15 protein-coding genes are annotated in these 20,789 nt (G+C 69.8%); 10 read left to right on the top strand and 5 right to left on the bottom strand.

Features of this window, described 5'->3' with window-relative positions:
- Nucleotides 1–59 precede the first annotated feature (59 nt).
- The gene (locus tag GA0070560_RS26715) at nt 60–374 is read right to left on the bottom strand and encodes a rhodanese-like domain-containing protein (RefSeq protein WP_091302726.1); all 315 of its coding nucleotides are present in this window, start codon (nt 372–374) and stop codon (nt 60–62) included.
- A gap of 183 nt (nt 375–557) precedes the next feature.
- On the opposite strand from GA0070560_RS26715, the gene trxA reads away from it, so the two are divergent.
- The 6 genes from trxA (at nt 558) to GA0070560_RS26685 (ending at nt 5,190) form a co-directional block, all read left to right on the top strand.
- Nucleotides 558–926 (top strand): thioredoxin, encoded by a 369-nt coding sequence (trxA, locus tag GA0070560_RS26710; RefSeq protein ID WP_091302725.1) that lies wholly within the window; start codon nt 558–560, stop codon nt 924–926.
- A gap of 98 nt (nt 927–1,024) precedes the next feature.
- Nucleotides 1,025–1,771: a DsbA family protein gene (locus tag GA0070560_RS26705; protein ID WP_091302722.1), complete on the top strand. Its 747-nt coding sequence runs from the start codon at nt 1,025–1,027 to the stop codon at nt 1,769–1,771.
- The gene (locus GA0070560_RS29200) at nt 1,768–3,132 is read left to right on the top strand and encodes a cytochrome c biogenesis CcdA family protein (protein WP_091302720.1); all 1,365 of its coding nucleotides are present in this window, start codon (nt 1,768–1,770) and stop codon (nt 3,130–3,132) included. The genes GA0070560_RS26705 and GA0070560_RS29200 overlap by 4 nt, the downstream gene beginning before the upstream one ends.
- A complete protein-coding gene (locus GA0070560_RS26695) occupies nt 3,129–3,524 on the top strand; it encodes a BlaI/MecI/CopY family transcriptional regulator (RefSeq protein ID WP_091302718.1) in 396 nt (131 codons plus the stop codon). Before GA0070560_RS29200 ends, GA0070560_RS26695 begins: the two co-directional genes overlap by 4 nt.
- Nucleotides 3,521–4,513 (top strand): M56 family metallopeptidase, encoded by a 993-nt coding sequence (locus GA0070560_RS26690; protein ID WP_091302716.1) that lies wholly within the window; start codon nt 3,521–3,523, stop codon nt 4,511–4,513. Before GA0070560_RS26695 ends, GA0070560_RS26690 begins: the two co-directional genes overlap by 4 nt.
- Before the next feature lie 206 nt (nt 4,514–4,719).
- Nucleotides 4,720–5,190, top strand: coding sequence for a hemerythrin domain-containing protein (locus GA0070560_RS26685; RefSeq protein WP_091302714.1), 471 nt, complete (start codon nt 4,720–4,722; stop codon nt 5,188–5,190).
- On the opposite strand, the gene GA0070560_RS26680 is transcribed toward GA0070560_RS26685, so the two are convergent.
- The 3 genes from GA0070560_RS26680 to GA0070560_RS26670 form a co-directional block, all read right to left on the bottom strand.
- Complete coding sequence (locus tag GA0070560_RS26680) at nt 5,105–6,334, bottom strand: hypothetical protein (RefSeq protein WP_091302712.1); 1,230 nt, start codon at nt 6,332–6,334, stop codon at nt 5,105–5,107. The genes GA0070560_RS26685 and GA0070560_RS26680 overlap by 86 nt on opposite strands.
- Nucleotides 6,335–6,573: 239 nt before the next feature.
- On the bottom strand, nt 6,574–7,179 hold the full coding sequence (locus GA0070560_RS26675; protein ID WP_091302710.1) for a hypothetical protein: 606 nt from the start codon (nt 7,177–7,179) through the stop codon (nt 6,574–6,576).
- An 89-nt stretch (nt 7,180–7,268) separates the two neighbouring features.
- Entirely contained in the window at nt 7,269–7,793 is a 525-nt protein-coding gene (locus GA0070560_RS26670; RefSeq protein ID WP_091302709.1) for a DUF4352 domain-containing protein, read from the bottom strand.
- A gap of 102 nt (nt 7,794–7,895) precedes the next feature.
- Between GA0070560_RS26670 and GA0070560_RS26665 the strand changes: the two genes are divergently transcribed.
- From GA0070560_RS26665 to GA0070560_RS26650, 4 genes are all read left to right on the top strand, one after another.
- The gene (locus GA0070560_RS26665) at nt 7,896–9,851 is read left to right on the top strand and encodes an N-6 DNA methylase (RefSeq protein WP_091302707.1); all 1,956 of its coding nucleotides are present in this window, start codon (nt 7,896–7,898) and stop codon (nt 9,849–9,851) included.
- An 84-nt stretch (nt 9,852–9,935) separates the two neighbouring features.
- On the top strand, nt 9,936–11,018 hold the full coding sequence (locus GA0070560_RS26660; RefSeq protein WP_245675739.1) for a serine/threonine-protein kinase: 1,083 nt from the start codon (nt 9,936–9,938) through the stop codon (nt 11,016–11,018).
- Nucleotides 11,019–11,033: 15 nt separating this feature from the next.
- On the top strand, nt 11,034–13,835 hold the full coding sequence (locus tag GA0070560_RS26655) for an SNF2-related protein (protein ID WP_091302703.1): 2,802 nt from the start codon (nt 11,034–11,036) through the stop codon (nt 13,833–13,835).
- Nucleotides 13,832–18,745: a DNA methyltransferase family protein gene (locus GA0070560_RS26650; protein ID WP_091302701.1), complete on the top strand. Its 4,914-nt coding sequence runs from the start codon at nt 13,832–13,834 to the stop codon at nt 18,743–18,745. Before GA0070560_RS26655 ends, GA0070560_RS26650 begins: the two co-directional genes overlap by 4 nt.
- Nucleotides 18,746–19,029: 284 nt before the next feature.
- On the opposite strand, the gene GA0070560_RS26645 is transcribed toward GA0070560_RS26650, so the two are convergent.
- The gene (locus tag GA0070560_RS26645; RefSeq protein WP_091297056.1) at nt 19,030–20,676 is read right to left on the bottom strand and encodes an IS1634 family transposase; all 1,647 of its coding nucleotides are present in this window, start codon (nt 20,674–20,676) and stop codon (nt 19,030–19,032) included.
- Nucleotides 20,677–20,789: the final 113 nt, after the last annotated feature.

Raw genomic sequence — 20,789 nt, 5'->3', positions numbered from 1 at the left:
CAGCCGGTGGCACGACGGGTGCGTCTTCGACGTCGACGACGTGCCGGCGTCACCTGTCGTCAGGCGGCTGCTCCCCTGACGACGGCGCGACCGCTGCGGACCCACCCGCCGGTGCCGCCGGCGACGGAGCGGGCGTCGATGCCGGCGCGGGCCAGGAACTGCGCCGCGGCCAGGCTGCGGTTGCCGCTGGCGCAGATGACGTAGACCGGGCGGTTGCGGGGAAGGTCCCCGACCGTCGCGGGCAGTTGGCCCAGCGGCACCGAACGGGCGCCGGGTACGTGACCGTCGACGTACTCGAACGGCTCCCGGACGTCCACCACGACCGCACCGTCGGCGTGGGCGGCGGCGAAGTCCGTCAGGTTCACCTCTCGCATCTCTTCCTCCGATCTCTAATCTCTATACCCTGGGGGGTATGCCGTCGACCATAGCGCGCCGGGCCGGTCCGGTATTCCGGCCCTCGGGTACGGCGGTGAGTGATGTGTGACGACGGGGAATAGATACCCCCGGGAGTATGTTGGCTCGAGCTGGAAGCCAATCCCGAGAGGCGGAGGTTGAACATGGGCAGCGTGGCGCTGACCGGCGGAAACTTCGAGCAGACCGTGACCCGCGACGGAATCGTGCTGGTCGACTTCTGGGCGAGCTGGTGCGGCCCCTGCCGCAGCTTCGCGCCCGTGTTCGAGCAGGCCGGCGAGCGGCACCCGGACATCGTCTTCGGCAAGGTGAACACCGAGACGGAGCAGGGCCTCGCCGCCGCGGCCCGGATCCGGTCCATCCCGACACTGATGGCCTTCCGGGACGGCGTGCTGGTCTTCTCCCAGCCGGGCGCGCTGCCGGCCCACGCGCTGGAGCAGGTGATCCAGGCGGTTCGTGACCTGGACATGGACGAGGTGCGGGCCAGCCTCTCCGAAAAATCGACCAGCCGATGACCTGACCGGCGGCGGGGTGCCCGCCACCGCCCGTCCACTAACCGGCCTAGTACTATCTCGCATAGTACTAGGCCTCCTGGTGCTGGACTGGAGGAGACATGCAGCGCCCTGGAACGCCATCACGTACCGCCCGGCAGACACCCCCGGCCCGCCGGGCGGCCGGCTGGCTGGCACCGGTCGTGGTCATCGCCATCGTCGCCGTACTGGCGATCCTCGGCCGACCCGCCGACAAGCCGGCGGACCCGGTCGGCGGCACCGGCACCGCAGGATCCGGTGGTGGGCAGGAGGCGAACCCCTTCGCCGGCCTGGCCCGGCGCACCCCGAACGATCCCCTCGCGCTCGGTAAACCGGACGCACCCGTCGTGATCGTCGAGTACGCCGACTTCCAGTGCCCGTTCTGCGGACGCTACGCCCGCGAAACCGAACCCAGGCTGATCCGCGAGTACGTCGACCAGGGGCTGGTCCGCATCGAGTGGCGCGACCTGCCCTACCTGGGCGCGCAGTCCCGCGACACCGCCGCCGCCGCGCGGGCCGCCGCCGAGCAGGGAAAGTTCTGGCAGTTCCACGACGCCGTGTACGCCAAGGAGCGCCGGGTCAACGGCGGCTCCCTCAACGACGCCGCGCTGCGCGACATCGCCGAGCGCCTCGGTCTGGACCTGGCCCGCTTCGACGCCGTCCGGGCGTCCGCCGTCACCCGTGACGCGATCGACCGGGACGTCCAGGAAGCCACCTCGATGGGCATCACCGGCACCCCGGCGTTCATCGTCGGCGACACGCCCGTCATCGGCGCCCAGCCGTACGAGGCCTTCAAGCAGGCCATCGACAAGCAGCTGGAGGCGAAATGAGCGACATCGGCTACCTCGCCGCCCTGCTCGGGGGAGTGCTCGCCCTGCTCAGCCCGTGCAGCGCGATGCTGCTGCCCGCCTTCTTCGCGTACGCCTTCCAGCACCCGGGACGGCTGCTCGCCCGTACCGGCGTCTTCTACCTCGGCCTGGCGGCGGTCCTCGTACCCCTCGGAGCCGGGTCCACCGTCGTGGCCGGCGCGTTCTTCCAGCACCGCGACACCCTGATCCTGGTCGCCGGATGGTCGATCATCGCCCTCGGGGTCGTGCAGCTCGCCGGCAAGGGATTCGCCTTCGGGCCGGCACAGCGGCTGATGGGACGGATCACCGGCGACTCCACGCTGTCCGTGTTCGCCCTCGGCGCGGTGTACGGACTGGCCGGCTTCTGCTCCGGCCCGATCCTCGGTGGCATCCTCACCGTCGCCGCCACCTCCGAGCAGGCTGCGGCCGGGGGTGCCCTGCTGGCCGTGTACGCCCTCGGCATGACCGTGCCCCTGCTGCTGCTCGCCCTGGTCTGGGACCGGTGGCGCATCGGCGAACGCCGGTGGCTGCGCGGCCGGCAGTTCTCCGTGGGGCGGCTGCGCCTGCACACCACCTCGACCATCTCCGGGCTGCTCTTCGTCGCTCTGGGAGTGCTGTTCCTGGTCTTCGACGGCACGGCGGGGCTGGCCGGCGGATTCGGCCTGACCGACATCGAGGGCGCCGCCCAGGAGTGGGTGACGACAACGGTCGGCGGTGTGCCGGACGTGGCGCTCCTGCTCGCCGTCGCACTCGGCGCGCTCGGCGTCCTGGTGTACCGGTGGCGTCGTGCCCGGCGCTCCGCCACGGACTCCGTCGTGAGCGTTGCCGCCCCCGCCGTGAGCGTCACGTCGGGTATTGCCGCCTGGCCCGCGCGCAGGTGGGCGGCAGCGGTGCTCGCCGCGGTGGCCACCACGGTCGTGATCGCCGTGCCCACCGATCTGATCGACACCCCGTTCTTCGGCCGTGACGTGGCCGTCACCTGGTGGGCGTGGCCGGTGCTGCTGGTCACCGCCGTGCTCTCCGGACTGCTCCTGGCGACCTACGTCGCACCGGTCGCCGGCACCGGCGACAAGCCGACCGGCGGCAGCGAGTCCCGCACCGGCGTGACCGGGGCGACCCTGTCGCTGTTCGCCGTGGGCTGCCCGGTCTGCAACAAGATCGTCCTGCTCGCGCTCGGTTACAGCGGCGCGATGAACTGGTTCGCCCCCGCCCAGCCGGTCATCGCGGCGGCCTCGATCGTCCTGCTCGCCTGGGCGTTGCGGCGCAGGCTGCGCGGCGAACGCGCCTGCCCGGTCCCCGCCCAGCCGGAGCAGGCCACCGTCGGCGGTAGGGTCGCCCCGTGAACAGGCCAGGACGACAGGACTCCGGCGGCGACCGGCCGCTGGGCCCGCTGGAGACCGCCGTGATGAACGTCCTGTGGGCAGCGCCCGGCCCGCTCACCGTGCGGCAGATGGTCGACGCGCTGGCAGAACGCGACCTCGCCTACACCACGGTGATGACCGTCCTGGACAACCTGCACCGCAAGGGCTGGGCGGACCGCGACCTCGCCGGCCGCGCCTACCGCTACCGGCCCCGGGCCAGCCGGGAGGAACACGTCGGACACCTCATGGCCGAAGCGCTCTCCACCGCCGCCGACCAGCACGCCGCACTGGCCCGGTTCGTCGACGCGATGACTCCGGACGAGGCGGCCGCCCTGCGCGAACTACTGAACCAGCGCCGGGAGGCAGCCCCGTGACCAGCCTGGTACTGCTCGGCTGGGCGGCCGTGGTGGTGGCCCTCGCCCGGCCCGCCCTCACCTCGGCGCGGCTGGCCTCACTCCCGCGGCTCACCATCGGACTCTGGCTCGGCGCGGAACTCTCCATCACCGTCGCCGTCCTCACCGCCGGGCTGCTCGCCGCCGTACCACCGGCCGCGCTCTCCGCCGGCCTGGCCGGCATCATCGCCGCCTGCGCGCAGGCACTGGCGAGCATCGGCGCGCCGAACGGCACCCTCGCCGTGATCGCGCTGCTCGCCACCACGGTCCTCGCCGCCCGCCTCGCGACCAGCCTGATCACCACGTTCGCCGGGGCACGCCGCTGGCGCCGCCGCCACCTCGCCGCGCTGCTGCCCCTGGCCGCCCCGGACGCCGGCGACGGGTGGACCCTGGTCGAGCACGCCACACCCGTGGTCTACTGCCTGCCCGGCCGCCCCGGCCAGGTCGTCGTCACCAGCGCCGCGCGCGACGCCCTCACCGCCGACGAGTTCGCGGCCGTGCTCCGGCACGAACGGGCCCACCTTCGCGGTCGGCACCACGTCCTCGTCGCCCTCGCCGTCGCGTTCCACCGCGCGCTGCCCGGACTGGGGATGGCAGGCACCGCCGAGGCGGAGATCCGACGGCTGGTCGAGCACCTGGCCGACGACCGCGCCAGCGAGCGCCACGGTCGGCACGCCGTCGCCACCGCCATCGTCCAACTCGCCGACCGCACCCCGCAGCACGCGCTCGGTGCGGGCACCGGCGCCGTCGACCGGGTACGCCGGATGCTCGCCCCGCCGGCCCGTCCCCGGGTCCTGCACCGGCTCGTCGCCGCAGGCGCCATCGGACTGCTGCTGGCCGGACCGCCGACGGTGGCGGTGGCGTCCGCCGGCCTGACCGTGCACGGGGAGACCTGTTCGAGCTCCCCGTCTTCGGCGGACGAGCCCGGCCGTACCGGCGCGGCTGCCGGGTCCGGACTCGGGCAGCCGTGAGCCCAGCAGGGCGCTCGGCCTCGGCATGATCGGCCTCCGGCTCGCGCTCACAGTCCGGTCCGGTCCGGTCCGTCGATCATGCGGGTGAGGCTCGGTGTTAGCCTGGGCCACAGCGTCGCGTACCGGTGGCAGGCCGTGTCAGGTATGGAGGCGCCGGACTGAAGGGCGCACAACGATGATGACCGTTGTCCCTTCGCTCTTCACCGGTGAGTGAGAGCGAGAAGACCAGGCTGATCGCCTGGAGCCACGAGCTACGCAACGTCCACGGCAGGCTGCGCGAAGCGCTGACCGTGACCCAGCAGGCCCTCGCCGCCGGAGAGACGGTCGAACCAGCGGCCAGGGACCTCCTGCTGTTCTGTCACGGGTTCTGCACCGCGCTCACCGCCCACCACGAGGGCGAGGATCGCCATCTGTTCCCGGCGATCGCCGAGCAGTACCCCCAGCTGCGCGACACGCTGCACCATCTGCAGCAGGACCACTCGATGATCGCTCATCTGTTGGGCGGGCTCCAGGCCGCCGTGGCCCGGGCCGCCCCGCCCGCAGAGCTGCTCCGGCATCTGGAGGGCGTGGCGGCGATCATGGAGTCGCACTTCAGGTACGAGGAACGCCAACTGCTGACGGTCCTGGAGACGCTGGCACTGGGCACCGACCCGCAGGTGGTGCTGGGGCCGCTGTGAACGCCAGCCCGAGGGCCTGCGACTCACCCTGACCCAGCGCCGCGCCGGTGTCGGTCAGCCACACCCGCGCCGCCTTCAGCCGGGCCAGCGTCGCCTCCCGCGCCGCCAGTGCACCGGCGGCGGTCACCCAGGCGCGCAGCTGCCCGGCCGCCGCCTGCCAGCCGGTGTCCTGCTGCCGCAGGACACCCTCCGCGTACGCGCGGGCCGCGTAGGCCGCCGCCACCAGCGCCGGATACCGCGCCTGGAGGTGGTCGGCCAGGTCCACCGGGTCCCCGGGTACGCGCCGCAGCAAGGCGATCGCCTCGGTCAGCGCCCGGACCGGCGGGGCGTCCCCGCCGGTGCCATACTCCTCGGCCGGGTTCTGGGTGACGGCCAGCGGGAGGTCGTCGATCAGGTGGTGCGCCTGCCGCAGCAGGGCGGTCAGCCGGGTCGACGCGGTCTGCGCGGCCAGACTGCGCCTCCGCAGCGCGGCGACCGTCGCCTCTGCCTCGACCCGCCAGCCGCCGTGCAGCGCCCCCGTCCGGCACACCGGGCACGGCCCGTCACCGCCGTCCGCGTGGTGTTCGAGGGCCAGGCGCAGCAGTTCCGCCCCGCGCAGCGCCGCCCGCGACCGGCCCCCGTCGTGGCGCAGCACGTCCGCCACGGCGTCGCGCAGCTCGCGCGCGAGCCGGGCCACCTCGTCCACCCCCGGCAGGCTCAGGTCGGCCAGCTGCCGGCAGCGGCGTACCGGCTCTTCGGCGCTGCCCTCGTCGGGCTCGTCGAGGATCGCGGTCAGCGCCGGCAGGTCCGCCGGACCCCGGCGACGCAGCAGTGCGGCGGCCCGCCGCGCCCGCTCGTCGGCGACGTCGTCCAGCGTGGCGGCCAGGGGGGCGCGCTGTCCGCGTACCTCCGTGATGCCGGCCTCGTGCGGCCCGGCGGCGCGCAGCAGACGCCGGTCGGCGTCGGTGATCGATTTCAGCCAGACCCGCCGCTGCTCGGCGTGGCCGGTGGCGGGCGGGTCGAGCCGGGTGGGGGTGCCGGCGAGGGCGGTGGCCAGGTCGTCGTCGCTGCTCAGTGCGGCGAGGACCAGGTCGGCCACGTCGGCCGGTACGGCGGGGTCGGCGGCGAGCCGGTCGAAGACCAGCTCCAGCACGGGTTCGGTCATGATCGCTCTCCAGTCGCGGTGGAGGGTGAGTCGTGGCAGGTTTCGCGGGCTCGACGCCGTCCGTGGCCTCGTTGAGCGGGTGGGCTGGCTCGCCCAGCGCGTGCTGCCGCAGGCTGCAGCCGGCGTCTCGGCGAGGGGGAGGTGCTGAGGTGGGGCGGCGCAGCATCGGGGAGCTGTCGAGGCGCTACCGACTTGATGGCGTGGATGGATCGGCCAGCCGGGTCGGGCGGCGCGGGTTGCTAGAGCTCGGCGACGTCGGTCACGACAGCGGTCAGCTTGTCGCCGGAGCGCCTGGTGCCGCCGTCCTCCTCCTGGGGAACGGAGGCGGTGTCGCCGGTGACCTCGAACGTGTTGACCATCGGGTCCTCGCCACCGCGCACCTCGTAGGTGACCTCGTACGTCTTCGCCGGGTCCAACCCGGTGCCGGTGTAGGTGACGTCGATCCGGTAGCTGATGTTGCAGCCGGCGCTGCCGAAGCACTTCTTGCGCAGCACCTTCACGGCGAGCTTGAAGTCTTTCCTGGTGGGCTCGTCGTACAGCGCGAGGGTGGGCGTGGGAGCCGTCGTCGTGGCGGCGGCCGTGGTGGGCGTGACCGTCGTCGGCGCGGCGGAGGTGGGACCGGCCGACGTCGAGGGACGGCCTCCGGCAGCGGCATCGCTGTCGTCGTCGGACAGCGCGGCGATCCCGACGCCGCCGCAGCACAGGGCGGTGATCAGGGCGACACCGCCGACGGCCCAGGCCTTGACGTTTCGGCCCTTCGACGTAGGCGTCGCCGTGGCGGCGGGCTCGATGGGGGAGGGCGCGGCGGGCTGGTCGGCCTGCGACGGGATGGTGGGATCGGTCATGGCGAGGCTCCTCCGGGGTGTGAACAGGTTGGGGGTGTGAACAGCCGGGGCGGGCGACCTGCCCGCCCCGGGAGCGGACGGGAGAGCGGTCAGCCGAGCGCGACGTCGACGCCGCCGGAGAACGGCGAGTCGTGCAGTTCGAGCTTGATGAGGGTGACCTTCTTCGGGATGTCGAAGACGACGACGCCGGTGACCTGGTTGCCGGGGTTGATCTCGTTGAGGAACGTCTCGGCGTTCTTGTTGGCGTAGAGGGCGGCCCCGCCGTCGGCGGAGTACTCGGTGCCGTCGGCCGCGTACGCCTTCTGGCTGCTGCCGTCGAACATCTGCGACTCCTTGCCGATGTTCTTGACGTTCACGGTGACCAGGCAGAACTGGCCCTGGGCCTTCGCACCGAGCAGGTCGGTGCCGACCTTCGCGACCCCGCACTTGGTCGACTTGACGGTGAACTCGAACTTGCCGTCGCGGGCCGGCTGGCCGACCTTCGCGACCTTCGCCTTGGTGTCGCCGCCGCCGGCCTTCTCGCCGGAGCTGCTGCCGGTGTCAGCGGCGCCGGAGCCGCATCCGAGCGCGACGAGGGCAGTGGCGGTCAGAGCGAGGGTGGTGGTCTTACGCATGGTTGCCTCCTGATGTGAACCGTTGCGGCGTCAATGAGAGCACCGTCCGAGAGCGGTGTCAACAGACGTTTCCGTGCTTGACAGCCGTGCGAGACTTTCGGCGTGCAGGAGACACCGACCATCACGGCGGCGGAGATCGCCCGGCTCGCCGGGGTCGGTCGGGCTGCGGTCAGCAACTGGCGCAAACGGCACGCCGACTTCCCCACCCCCGTCGGCGGCACTGCGGCGAGCCCGGAGTTCGACCTGATCCAGGTCGAGCAGTGGCTGCGCGCCCAGGGCAAGCTCCCCGAGCTGGCCACTGCCGAACGGCTCTGGCGGCACCTCGCCGCAGCCAGCGGCTCACCGGCCGCCGGCCTCGCCGGTGTCGGCGCCCTGCTGCTGGCCCGCCAACGCGGTCAACGCCCACGACGACCCGACCCCCACCTCGCGCCGCTGCAACCCGACGTCGACGCCCTCGCCGACGAACTGGGCGCGCAGGGCGCCTTCGACGAGCTGTGGCAGCGTTTCTCCGCCCCCGGCCCCGGCCGCCCCTTCGCCACTCCCGACGACCTGGCCGATCTGATGGTCGGGCTGGCCGGCGTCGGCGGGGGCTCCGTCCTCGACCCCGCCACCGGCTCCGGCGCGATCCTGCGGGCCGCCGTCCGCGCCGGCTGCACCTGCGCGTACGGGCAGGAGATCGACGACGATTTGGCCCGGCTCGCCGGACTGTGGCTGGCCCTGCGCGAGGTGCCCGGGGAGGTCGTCGCCGGTGACTCGCTGCGCGCCGACGCCTTCGCCGGCCGCACCGTCGACGCCGTCGTCTGCCACCCGCCGTTCGGCGCCACCAATTGGGGCGACGAGGAACTCGGGCACGATCCACGCTGGATCGTCGGCACCACCCCGCGTACCGAACCGGAGCTGGCCTGGGCCCAGCACACCCTGGCCCACCTGCGTCCCGGCGGGCACGCCGTACTGCTGATGCCCCCCACGGTGGCCGGGCGTCGTGCCGGCCGGCGCATCCGCGCGGAGCTGCTGCGTCGTGGCGCGCTGCGGGCCGTCGTCGCGCTTCCGCCGGGGGTGGCCGCGCCGCACGCCGTACCGCTGCACCTGTGGGTGCTGCGGCGGCCCGCGCCCGACGCGCCCCCACCGGCGCGGGCCCTGCTGGTCGACGCTGCCGGTGTCGATGCGGCCGAGTTGTCCGCGCGGGTGCTGGCCGCCTGGCGGGCCTTCACCGCCGCCCCCGACGCCGAGACCGACCAGGCCGGCTTCGCCCGCGCGGTCCCGGTGATCGAACTGCTCGACGAGGAGGTCGACCTCACCCCCGCGCGCCGGCAACCCGCCGTCGCGGGCGAGGCCACCGGAGAGCAGCTGGTACGCACCAGAGAGCGGCTGGCCGCCGTCGTCAGCGACCTGTCGGTGCTGATGCCCCAGGTCACACCGAGCCCGGCCGATGAGTTACCCGCACCGATCCTCACGGTGAACGAGCTGGCCCGCGCCGGTGCGCTGCAACTGATCGGCCCGCTCCGCCCGGCGGCGCGGCCGGCCTCCGCCGGGCAGGTGAAAGACAACTCGGGGTTCGCGGTGCTCACCGCTCGTGACGTCGTCGAGGGGACAGCACCATCCGTCCCGGAGGACGACCTGCTCGTGCCGCCGGTCCCACTCATGCCCGGTGACGTCGCCGTCCCGATTGTCGCCCGTCAACTCGTGGTGCGTGTCGTCACCGACGAGCAGGCGTTGCTGGGCGCCAACCTCTACCTGCTGCGCCCCGACCCCGCCGTCCTGGATTCCTGGTTCCTCGCGGGCCAACTGGCCACGTCGACCAACCAGCGGCAGGCGTCAAGCCTGACGGGAGCGCTGCGGCTCGACATCCGGCGCGCGCAGGTACGTCGACTGCCGTTGCCCGAGCAACGCGCGCAGGGGGACGCCTTCCGCCGGCTCAAGGCATTCGAGTCGGCAATCCGACAGGCTGCCACGCTCGGTGCCGAGCTGGTGCAACTCACCGCGGACGGGCTGGCACGAGGCGATCTCCAGCCGGGTGACAGGCCCCGCCAGCAGCGCAGAACGTCCAGACGTCAGTAGCTCGGCGAACGGCTGCCGTTGTACGGTCATGCGTCCGTCAGGCGTGGGGCCGACACGGCGGGCAACGGTTCGGTGGGTGTCATCGTGAGTGGGGGGCGTATGACGCTGGGCACGATCAGCGGCTATGAGCTGATCAAGCCGCTCGGCTCGGGCGGCATGGGCGACGTCTACTTCGCCGTCTCACCGACGGCCGACCGCGTCGCGCTCAAGGTGATCCGGAAACACCTCATCGACGAACCGACCGTGCGGGAGCGTTTCGCCGCCGAAGTCGACAGCCTCAAGCTCGTCTACGGCTCCCGGGTGGCCCGCCTCGAGAACGCCGACCCGTACGCCGACCCGGCGTGGCTCGCCGTCGAGTACGTCCCCGGCGCCACCCTGCGGCAGCACGTCGACGCCCACGGGCCACTGCCGGTCGCCGAAGCGGCCATGGTCGGCGCGATGCTCGCCGACGGGCTGGACAAGGTGCATCAGGTGAGGCTGCTGCACCGCGACCTCAAGCCGCAGAACATCATCCTCGGCCCGGACGGCCCGAAACTCATCGACTTCGGTCTGGCGGTGCTGGTCGACCGCAGCGACTACCTCACCGCACCGGGCGCCATGGTCGGCACCCCCGCCTACATGGCCCCCGAGCAGGTCAAGGGCGAGCGGGAGCTGACCGCGGCGGTGGACGTCTACGGGTTGGCCGCCACGTTGGTCTTCGCCCTCACCGGGCACGGCCTCTATCCGCCGACCAACTCCTGGAACCTGCTGCTGCGCATCACCGAACCCGGCGACCTGCCGGACCTGTCCGGCGTGCCGGCGGAGCTGACGCCGCTGCTCGGAGCGATGCTCGCCTTCGACCCGGGTGCCCGGCCCGCGCTCGGTGACGTGGGCAAGCGGCTGCTCGCGGTCGCCACCGCCAGCAGCGGCCGCAGCGCCGCCCAGCTGCGGCAGGACGTCGCCGCGCTCACCTACGCCGACGACACGGAACTGCTGGTCCCGGCAGACCTGCAGGACCCGAGGCAGGATCCGGAGGGCACGCCGGCCGTCGAGGAGTCGACAGTCCCCGAGCCGACGCTGCCGCCGACCCAGGTCGACCCGGAGCCGCCGCCGGTGACACCGCAGGCCGATGTGTCATGGCTGGTCGACAAGATCCGCCGCCAGTACGCCCGCCGCGCCACCCTGTAGGAAGGCTCCCGTCGTATGACCATCTCCCAGGACGCTGCCTTCGCCCCCGGTTCCCGCATCGAGGTGCGCGACGAGGAGTGGCTGGTCCGCAGCGTGAAGACCGGCACCGCCGACGGCACCATGATCAAGGCGGTGGGTGTCTCGGAGTTCGTCCAGGACGTCGAGGCCACCTTCTTCACCGCCCTCGACGAGATCCAGGCGATGCGGCCTGAGGACACCGTGCTGGTCCACGACACCTCGTCGCGGTTCCGGCAGAGCCGACTGTTCCTGGAGGCCGTGCTGCGGCGTACGCCGCTGCCGCGCACCGAACGCGGTTTGGCCCTGACCGACCGGTTCCTGCTCGACCCGCTGACCTACCAGCAGCGCCCCGTCGAGCTGGCGCTCGCCGGCCTGCGGCCACGGATCCTGCTCGCCGACGTGGTCGGCCTGGGCAAGACCCTGGAGGTCGGGCTGATCCTGGCCGAGCTGATCCGCCGCGGCCGGGGGGAGCGCATCCTCGTCGTCTCCCCGCAGCAGGTCCTGGAGCAGTTCCAGCGGGAACTGTGGACCCGCTTCGCCATTCCCCTGGTACGGCTGGACTCGACCGGCATCCAGCGCATCCAGCAGGAGATCCCGGCGGGGCGCAACCCGTTCACCTACTTCAAGCGGGCCATCATCTCGGTCGACACGCTCAAGGACGCCGGCCAGTTCGGCCACCACCTCGACGCCACCGCCTGGGACGTGGTGGTCATCGACGAGTCGCACAACCTCATCAACAAGGGCACCCAGCGCAACGAACTGGCCCGCCGGCTCGCCGCGAAGACCGACGCGCTGCTGCTGGCCAGCGCCACCCCGCACAACGGCGACAAGGAGTCGTTCGCCCAGCTCATCTCGCTGCTCGACCCGGCGGCCATCGCCAACCCGAAGCAGTACGACGCCAAGGACATCGCCCACCTCTACCTGCGCCGCACGAAGATCAGCCCGGAGGTACGCGACCAGATCGGCGACCGCTGGGCCGACCGCGGCCCGTCGCAGGCGGTGCACTGCGAGGCCGGCGAGATCGAGGAGCAGATCTTCGACGAGCTGACCGACGTGTGGCTGGCCGGCAAGTGGAGCGACGAGGCGATCACCGGCCAGCATCGGCTCTTCCCGTACACGCTGTTGAAGTCGTTCCTCTCTTCGCACCGGGCGCTGCACGAGACGGTGACCAACCGGCGGAAGAAAGCCACCGGCACCGAACGCGCCGCGCTGGACCGGCTCGCGGAGCTGACGTCGGCGATGACCGACCGCGACTCCAGCAAGCTGCGGAAGCTGGTCGACGAGCTGAAGGCGATCGGCGTCGGCAGGGGCAGCGACGTCCGGGCGGTCGTCTTCTCCGAGCGGGTGCCGACCATCAAGTGGCTCGCCGAGGTGGTCCCCGGCATGCTCGGCCTGAAGCCGAACGCCGTCCGGGTGCTGCACGGCGGCGTCGCCGACAAAGACGAGCAGACGATCCTGCAGGAGTTCGAGCTGGCCGGCAGCGAGGTGCGGCTGCTGTTCACCGGTGACGTCGCCTCCGAGGGCGTCAACCTGCACCAGCAGTGCCACCACCTGATCCACTACGACATCCCGTGGAGCCTGATCCGCATCGAGCAGCGCAACGGCCGCATCGACCGGTACGGGCAGAAGCACCAGCCGCAGTTCCGGGCGCTGATCCTCACCTCCGACCGCCCGGACGCCAAGGACGACCGGACCGTCTCGGAGAAGCTGCTCAAGCGGGAGGAGACCGCCCACCGCAGCCTCGGCAGCGTGGAGGCCGCCACCGGCCTCTACGACGCGAAGGCCGAGGAGGACCGGCTGGTGCGCGACCTGCTCAACGGCAGGTCGGTGGAGGAGTCCTACGAGGCCGCGCACGCCGAGGTCGACGTGATGGCCGACCTGTTCGGCGAGGTCGGCACCGCCCCCGTCGCCGCCGACATCGCACGGGCCCGGGTGCCGAAGCTGTTCGACTCCACCCGCGACTTCGTCGACACCGCCCTGCGGGAAATCTACGACGACCGGCCGGAGGACCACATCGACCTGCGCCGTGAGGACGAGCTGCTGACCTTCCTCGCCCCCGACGACCTGGTGCACCGGCTCACCGACCTGCCCCGCTCCTACCTGCGCGCCCACCGCGAGGGCGAGGACCTGCGGCTCAAGGTCACCTTCGACCGGAAGCTCGCCCAGCGCAAGCTGGACCAGGCCCGGCAGAGCCGGACCCCGATGTGGCCGGAGATCGCCTTCCTCAGCGACGTCCACCCGATGGTCGACTGGCTGGTCGACAAGGTGCTGATCCGGCTCGGCCGCCAGCAGGCCCCGGTGCTCACCGCCGACGTGAGCACCCCGGTCTTCCTGATCCAGGGCGTCTACGCCAACCGCCTCGGCCAGCCGACCGTGGTGCAGTGGATGGCCGTCTCCGGGCTGCCCGCCACACCGGAGATCCGGCCCATGGACGAGGTGCTCCGCGATGCCGGGGTCGGCCCGACGATGGTCAACCGCGCGCAGGGCGTCGCGCTCGAACCGCTCAGCCGGCTCCTGCCGCAGGCCGTCGAGGCCGCCCGGCAGCACCTGGAGGGCAAGCGCGACGAGTGGGCGCAGGCCAACGCCGAACCGCTGCAGAAGTACCGCGAGCAGCTGACCCACTTCCAGCAGGCCAGCCTCTTCGACGAGCTGCCCGCGCCGCACCGGGAGAAACGCCGCCGGCGCGTCGACGCCACCGTGCAGGAGCAGAACGATCTGCTCGACCGCCTGGAAACCGCCGGTGACCCGCTGCTGCGGGTGCTGGCCGTCCTCGTCCCGTCCCCGGAGTACGCCGCATGAGCTTCGAGTCGCTGACCAACCGTGGCGAGTACCTCTCCGCGCACTACCTGGCCGAGATCCTGCCCACCACCATCAAGGGCGGGCTGCTCAAGCAGTGGGCCGAGCGGGAGAAGGCCGGTGACCACACGCCGCGCACCCTCCTGCGGCGTGCGCGCCGCCCCTACTTCGACGCCAAGACCGAGCTGACCGACGTCGACTTCTTCGACCCGGAGCGGTTGCGCAAGCTGCACCAGGAGCTGCTGGAGGCGCTCGGCTTCACGCCGCAGCCGCAGACCATCACCGTCGAACGGTCCGGCCACGACCACGAGGTCCGCGTCGCCCACGCCGAGCTGGGCACCGGACACGGCGTCGTCGCGCTCGACTGCGGCTGGGCCGTCGACGCCGAGGCCGCCCAGGACCCGGACGACGCCGGCCGCCTGCTCGACCCGGTCACCGTGGGCAGCAACGACACCATCACCACCGGCGCGAAACTCGCCTCCTGGCTCTTTGCCGCCGACAGCCCGAAGCCTCGCTACGTACTCATCCTCAGCGGCGGCGTCATCACCCTCGCCGACCGGGCCGCCTGGGGCGAGGGCCGCTACCTGGCCGTCAGCCTGGACACGCTGCACGCCCGCAACGACGACAAGGAGTACGACGTCGTCGCCGCCCTGTTCGGCGCCGACTCGCTGCGCCCGCCCGCCGAGGGCGGCACCGAACCCCTCGCCGATCTGGTCGCCGGCTCCCGCCAGCACGCCGTCGGCGTGTCCAGCGAACTCCGCGAGGGCCTGAAGGTCTCCGTCGAACTCATCGCCAACGAGGTCCTCGACCGGATCCGGCAGGCCGGCCACCAGCCGCAGCAGGTGATGGAACTCGACGAACTGGCCAAGGAACTCGGCCGGGAAGCGCTGCGCTACCTGTACCGGATCCTGTTCCTGCTCTACGCCGAGGCCCGCCCCGAGCTGGGGGTGCTCCCGGTCAACGACCCCCAGTACGCCGAGGGCTACAGCCTGGCCCGCATCGGTGACCTGGTCTCCCGCCGGCTCGCCCCTTCCGCCGAGGGCGGCTTGCACCTGTACGAGTCGCTGGACCTGCTGTTCCGCATGGTCAACGAGGGCCACCGGCCGCGCGGCGGCGCGCAGGTCGAGGAGAAGTCCAGCGAGGGCGAGGGCCTGCGGTTCGAGCCGATGCGCTCGGACCTGTTCCTGCCGGAGAAGACCAAGCTGATCGGCCGGCTCATCGCCGAACCGGGCAGCGACCCCGACGACCCGGACGGCCCGAAGATCGACACCCGGCTGCGCAACAAGGTCCTCTACGAGGTGCTGCGCCGGCTGATGCTCACCAAGGGCGGCAAGAAGCGCCGCGGCGGCTTCATCTCGTACGCCCAGCTCGGCATCAACCAGCTCGGCGCGGTCTACGAGGGCCTGATGTCGTACACCGGTTTCGTCGCCACCGAGCAGCTCTACGAGGTCGCCAAGAACGGCGACCCGAAGGACGGCTCGTGGATGATCCCGGCGTCCAAGGCCGACGAGTACGACGACAGCGTCTTCGTCTACAAGGAGAACGCCTACACCGGCATCCGCAGCCGGGTCTGCTACGAGGCCGGGGAGTTCGTCTACCGGCTCGCCGGCCGGGACCGGCAGACCAGCGCCTCCTACTACACCCCGCAGTCGCTGACCGAGGTCACCGTCCAGCTCGCCCTGAAGTACCGCCTCGACCAGGACGGCACGACCACGCCGGCCCGGGAGCTGCTGGACTGGACGATCTGCGAGCCGGCGCTCGGCTCCGGCGCGTTCCTCAACGAGGCGATCAACCAGGTCGCCGCGGAATACCTGCGTCGCCGGCAGAAGGAACTCGGCACCACCCTGGACCCGGAGGACTACCACCTCGAACTCCAGCGGGTGAAGGCGTACATCGCGCTGCACAACTGCTACGGCGTCGACCTGAACCGCACCGCCGTCGAGCTGGCCGAGGTGTCACTCTGGCTCAACGTCATGCACGCCGGCCTCCAGGCCCCCTGGTTCGGCCTGCACCTGCAACGCGGCAACTCCCTCATCGGCTGCGGACGCAAGACCTACGAGGCGAAGCAGCTCGCCGACAAGTCGTGGCTCACCACCGCCCCGGCCGAGAAGCCGTTCCGGGACGGGCCGATCGACGAGGGCACCATCCACCACTTCCTGCTCCCCGCCGACGGGTGGGGCGCGGTCGCGGGGGAGAAGGAGGCCCGCGAGCTGGCGCCGGCCGAGACCGCCAAGCTCAAGGCATGGCGTACGGCGATGAAGCGCGTGCCATCCGCCAAGGGGAAGAACTCGCAGGTCAAGCGGTTGCAGGCGCTCGCCCGGCGGGTCGAGTTCCTGTGGGGGCTGGTGCAGCAGCGGCTCGCCATCTCCGAGGCCGAGATCCGCCGCGACATCACGGTCTGGGGTGCCGACGACCTGCCGCCGGTGACCGGGGCGGTGGCGCGGGAGAAGATCCTCGACGACCTGACCGCGCCCGGCACGCCGTACTGGCGGCTCAAGACGCTGATGGACGTGTGGTGCGCGCTGTGGTTCTGGCCGCTCGACAAGGTCGGGCTGCTCGACGGCTCCGATCCGGCGTACCCGGCCGCGCCCGTCCAGGTGTCGCACGTCAAGGACGTTCCGGAGTACGAGGAGCCGGTGGTCTATGAGAAGCGGGACATCTTCGGGAACTTGGAGCCGGTGCAGACGACACTGCCGACCAAGGCGACCGGTACCCGGCGGATGAGCGTGGCGGAACAACTCCGTCAGCAGGTTCCGCTGACCAACCTGGATGACTGGCTGACCTTCGCGGAGGCACTGATCGGACGCAGCGACGTGGACGAGAATACGGAACGCTTCTACGGCCGCAAGCTCGACAGCCTCGCCGAGATGAGCGAGCTTGAGCAGAAGCTCGACGGCGTGATCGGGGTGGACTCGCCGTGGATGCTGGCTGACCGGTTCCCCTGGCTGCTCGCCGCCGAGCGGATCGCCGAGCAGCAGGGCTTCTTCCACTGGGAGTTGACGTTCGCGCAGGCGTTCGCGAAGGGCGGCTTCGACCTCCAGGTCGGCAACCCGCCGTGGGTGCGGCCCGACTGGAAGGAGGACCTTGTCCTGTCGGAACGCGACCCCTGGTTCTGTCTAATCGAGAGACCGTCAACCGAGTTGTGGCAAACGCGCAAGGCGGCACTGCTTCAGGACTTGGGCGTCCTTTCGTATTTTTTGCTTGAGCTGTCCGGAAATTCCGGTGCAGTGTTCTACCTGGCGAGCGCGACAACGTACCCCATTTTGGCTGGCACTCGACCCGATCTATACCGCGGCATGGTATGTCAAGTGTGGGATCACCTTGCGGTGTTTGGCACCGCAGGGCTAGTGCACCCAGACAGTCATTTCGGCGGCGTTAAGGACGCCGCACTTCGGAAAGAAGCGTACCGCCGGCTTCGACTCCATGCCAGCTTTGTCAACGGGGCAAATTGGGCATTTGGTGAGGCCGCACGAACTCTCGAGTTTGGTGTCCATATATATGGTGCTCCTCGATCTCCTCAATTCTTGCATCTTAGCCAACTTTACGGTGCTCGTATCGTCGTCGAGTCGTTGAGTCACGATGGCTCGGGTGAGGTGCCAGGTCTGAAGTTTGAGGGGAAGTGGGACCTGCGTCCGCATCGAGCTCGTGTTATTAGTGTTAATGAGGGTGTTCTGCAGGAATGGCGAAGGGTGAGAGGAGATTTCTCTGGGTCCGACGGTCTTGCGCAGCTATTGTACCCAATTACTACTCAGGAGGGTGGTGCTCTCACTGCGCTCGCCGAATTCTCTGACCGAATTAGTGTGCGCAGTGTGCACATTGGTGGGGGATACAACGAGACCACTGCGAAGAAGGTAAATCAAATTCGCTGGGAGCAAAGAATTCCCACCTCGCCGTCTGAACTAGTCCTGCAGGGACCTCATCTGGGTGTAGGGAATCCGTTTTATAAGCAACCCCGAGTGCCCTGTAGAATAAATAGTGACTGGGACGGCCTGCCGCACTCGAACTTGAGTAGCTCCTTCATCCCGAGAACCAACTACATATTATCGGAGACGGAGGCTGTTAGTCGCTCTGGGCAGGAAACTTGGAATGGTCGCAAGTGTACGGACTATTACCGTCTGGCGTGGCGGGTGATGATTCCGTTTAATACCGAACGATCGATGTTTGCCGCGCTTATTCCTCCCGGCCCTTCTCATGTTGATGCTGTCAATACCTTGGCAGCCGAGTCGAATCAGGTGACCGCCCTCACCGCAGGTTTCTGGTCATCGTTGCCGGTGGACTATCTATTGCGCATTACCGGAAGGTCTCATCTGCGAGTGGCGGATGTTGCATGCATGCCGGCAGCATCTTCGCGCCATCCACTTGCGAATGCTCTCCTGCTTCGGGTGCTGCGGCTCAACTGCCTGAGCGATGCATATGCCAAGTTGTGGGAAGAGTTGTACGATCCGGCTTGGGTGGACGACGGATGGGCTGCTTCTTGGGTCGGCCTTCCGCGTTTGGAAGAGGTTGGAAACAAGTGGACGTGGGATACCCCTCTTCGTGGCGAGCGAGAGCGTCGTGCGGCACTGGTTGAGATTGATGCTATTGTTTCCGTCTGGCTTAACATTGGAATAGCGGAGTTGCTGGCAGTTCTGCGGTCCCGCTATCCGATTATTACGGACCGCGAGGACCAGACGTGGTTCGATGCGAGCGGCCGGAAAATTGCCGGTGACTCGTATGCCTTCGGATATGGGCAGACGAAGGACCAATATGAGAGGTTGATGATGCACTTCCAAGATCCGCAGCGGAATCCGGTGCCGGAGGGGTATACGGCGCCATTCTACAAGGCGGACCGGGTAAAGGAGTACTGCCAGGCGCACGCGGTTTTTGGCAAGCGGCTCCTAGATGCAATCGAAGCAGGGTACCGGCCGTCCTAGTTCCCTGCATTATTCCTTACTGTCAACGACAAGAAACTGTTACCGCGTTTCTCGGGAAGTCACGGACGACTTCACAGTCCTAGCTCACCCTATGCGGCGCATCTCATGACGTATTCGGCTCGACTTTTTGGGGAGGGCATGAACGAGATTTCCGGGCTGCCTGAATTCTGGGAGGAGTTTTGTTCTCTAGGGCAGGAAGTTGACTACTTCGTGACCGCCCGGCTGTTCGATGGAACACCCGCGGCCTGGCCTCACGAACTCAACTACATCAGACCTGAGTTCGGTCATTTCGTTAGTGCCCGAGGTCCGCCCATGGTGAGTGCGTCGATGATGGCTTGTCGTTCGGGGTCGATCTGGGGTGGGAACGTCTGCGTGGCGTTGTTGATCGCGAGGGTGGCGGAGCGTAGCGGGCGTAGCTGACGCAGGACGTTGCGGATCGCGAGTCCGGTGCGGGTCTGCACTTCGCGGGTCACGGCCAGGGCGGTGAACACGATGGTCAGGTGTGCCTCGATGGCGTCTTTCGTGTGGTGGAACATGGGTCGGGCGGCGAGGTCGGTCTTGGACATGCGGAAGGACTGCTCGACGTGCCACAGGTCGTGGTAGTTGGAGATCACCTCGGCAGGGCTCATCACGTTGTGGGTGATGTTGGTGACGTAGCCCTTGAGTCCGACGAGTTTGCGTGCCCTGGCCAGCGACGCTTCGTCGAGGGTGCGGGCGGTGCCGTTGATGGTGACGAATCTCGGGGTCCTGGTCGTCTTCTCCCCGGCGATGACGGCCCGTGCTTTTGCCTCTTGGGCGTTGAGGGTCTTGTTGTCCCGGACGGCGCGGGTGGCCGAGTAGGACCACACCGCCCGCCACGCCGACGGGTGTGTTCCTGGGTTCCACACCGGCTCGGCTTTGAGGGCGGGGTCGTTGTCCCGGTTGGCGCCGGTGCGGGGGGTGATCGTGTCGATGATCTGTCCGTCGGTGAAGTAGTCCCCGTGCCAGCGGTAGTGGGACTCCAGGTCGATCGGCGCCTTGGTGGTGCGTGAACCGACGATGAAGCCGAGGCCGGCCTCGTCGAGTTCGCGCAGGTTGGTCGCCGACAGCATGCCGGCGTCGGCGACGATGACCATGCCCGCGATGTGGTGGCGGGCCTGGAACTGGCGGATGACCGGCAGCAACGTCAACGTCTCGGCCTTGTTGCCCTCGAAGCAGCCGATCTCCAACGGGAACCCGTATCGGTCGACCAGCAGCCCGACGACGATCTGCGGGTCCACACGTCGTTCCTTGGAGTATCCGACCTTGCGCAGGTCGTCTTCCTTGTCGGCCTCGAAGTACAACGTGGTCACGTCGTACAGGCAGAGGCTGACATCGCCGCTGCCCGTGGCGTGGGCGAAGCACAGTCGTGCGATCTGATCGCGGTAGCCGCCCTCGTGTGCGCGGATCAGGGTGCGGCGCATCGTCTTCTCGCTGGACGGCTTACGGCCCAGGTCGATCAGCACCCGACCGGTGTCGCGGATCGAGGTCGGTTCCACGATCCGCGCGATCACCAGATCCCGAAAGACCTTGTCGCCCACCGCGTCGAATCCCAAAGTGGTGAACACTGCGGCCAGCACGTCGTAGAGCACCCGCGACGCCGTCGACACCACCCGCGGCGCGGCGACCACCGCCGGCCCACGCACCGATGAATTCTCGACCTGGAACAACGCCGCGTCACCGACCGGGCCGACCAAGGCCGCCTTCGGCGCGACCGGCTCGACACCCAGCTCAAGCTCACCCTGCCCAGGATCGGCAAGAAGCTCGCGGGCCCGCGCGATCAGCAACCCCAACTCGGCCTCGGTATGCGCCGAGCCCACATGAGCAATGATCCGCCGCCGCCCACCGACGGACTCGGCGATCTGCACCGCCGTCGCGCCCGAGGCCGTCCGCACCCGCCGAATCCACGCCACGAACCCGAGCGTAAGACACCAATTAGTGCCTCAGAAACAACCCACCAACACCCAACACCCCAGGTCAGCGCCCTACACCCCATCGCCCCGCAAGCCGGTGACCAAACTCAGGT

The sequence above is a fragment of the Micromonospora halophytica genome (genome assembly GCF_900090245.1).
In the GTDB taxonomy this organism is placed as follows: domain Bacteria; phylum Actinomycetota; class Actinomycetes; order Mycobacteriales; family Micromonosporaceae; genus Micromonospora; species Micromonospora halophytica.
The sequence above is the reverse complement of the archived record's forward strand: the minus strand, read 5'-3'. Positions and strand labels throughout refer to the sequence as shown.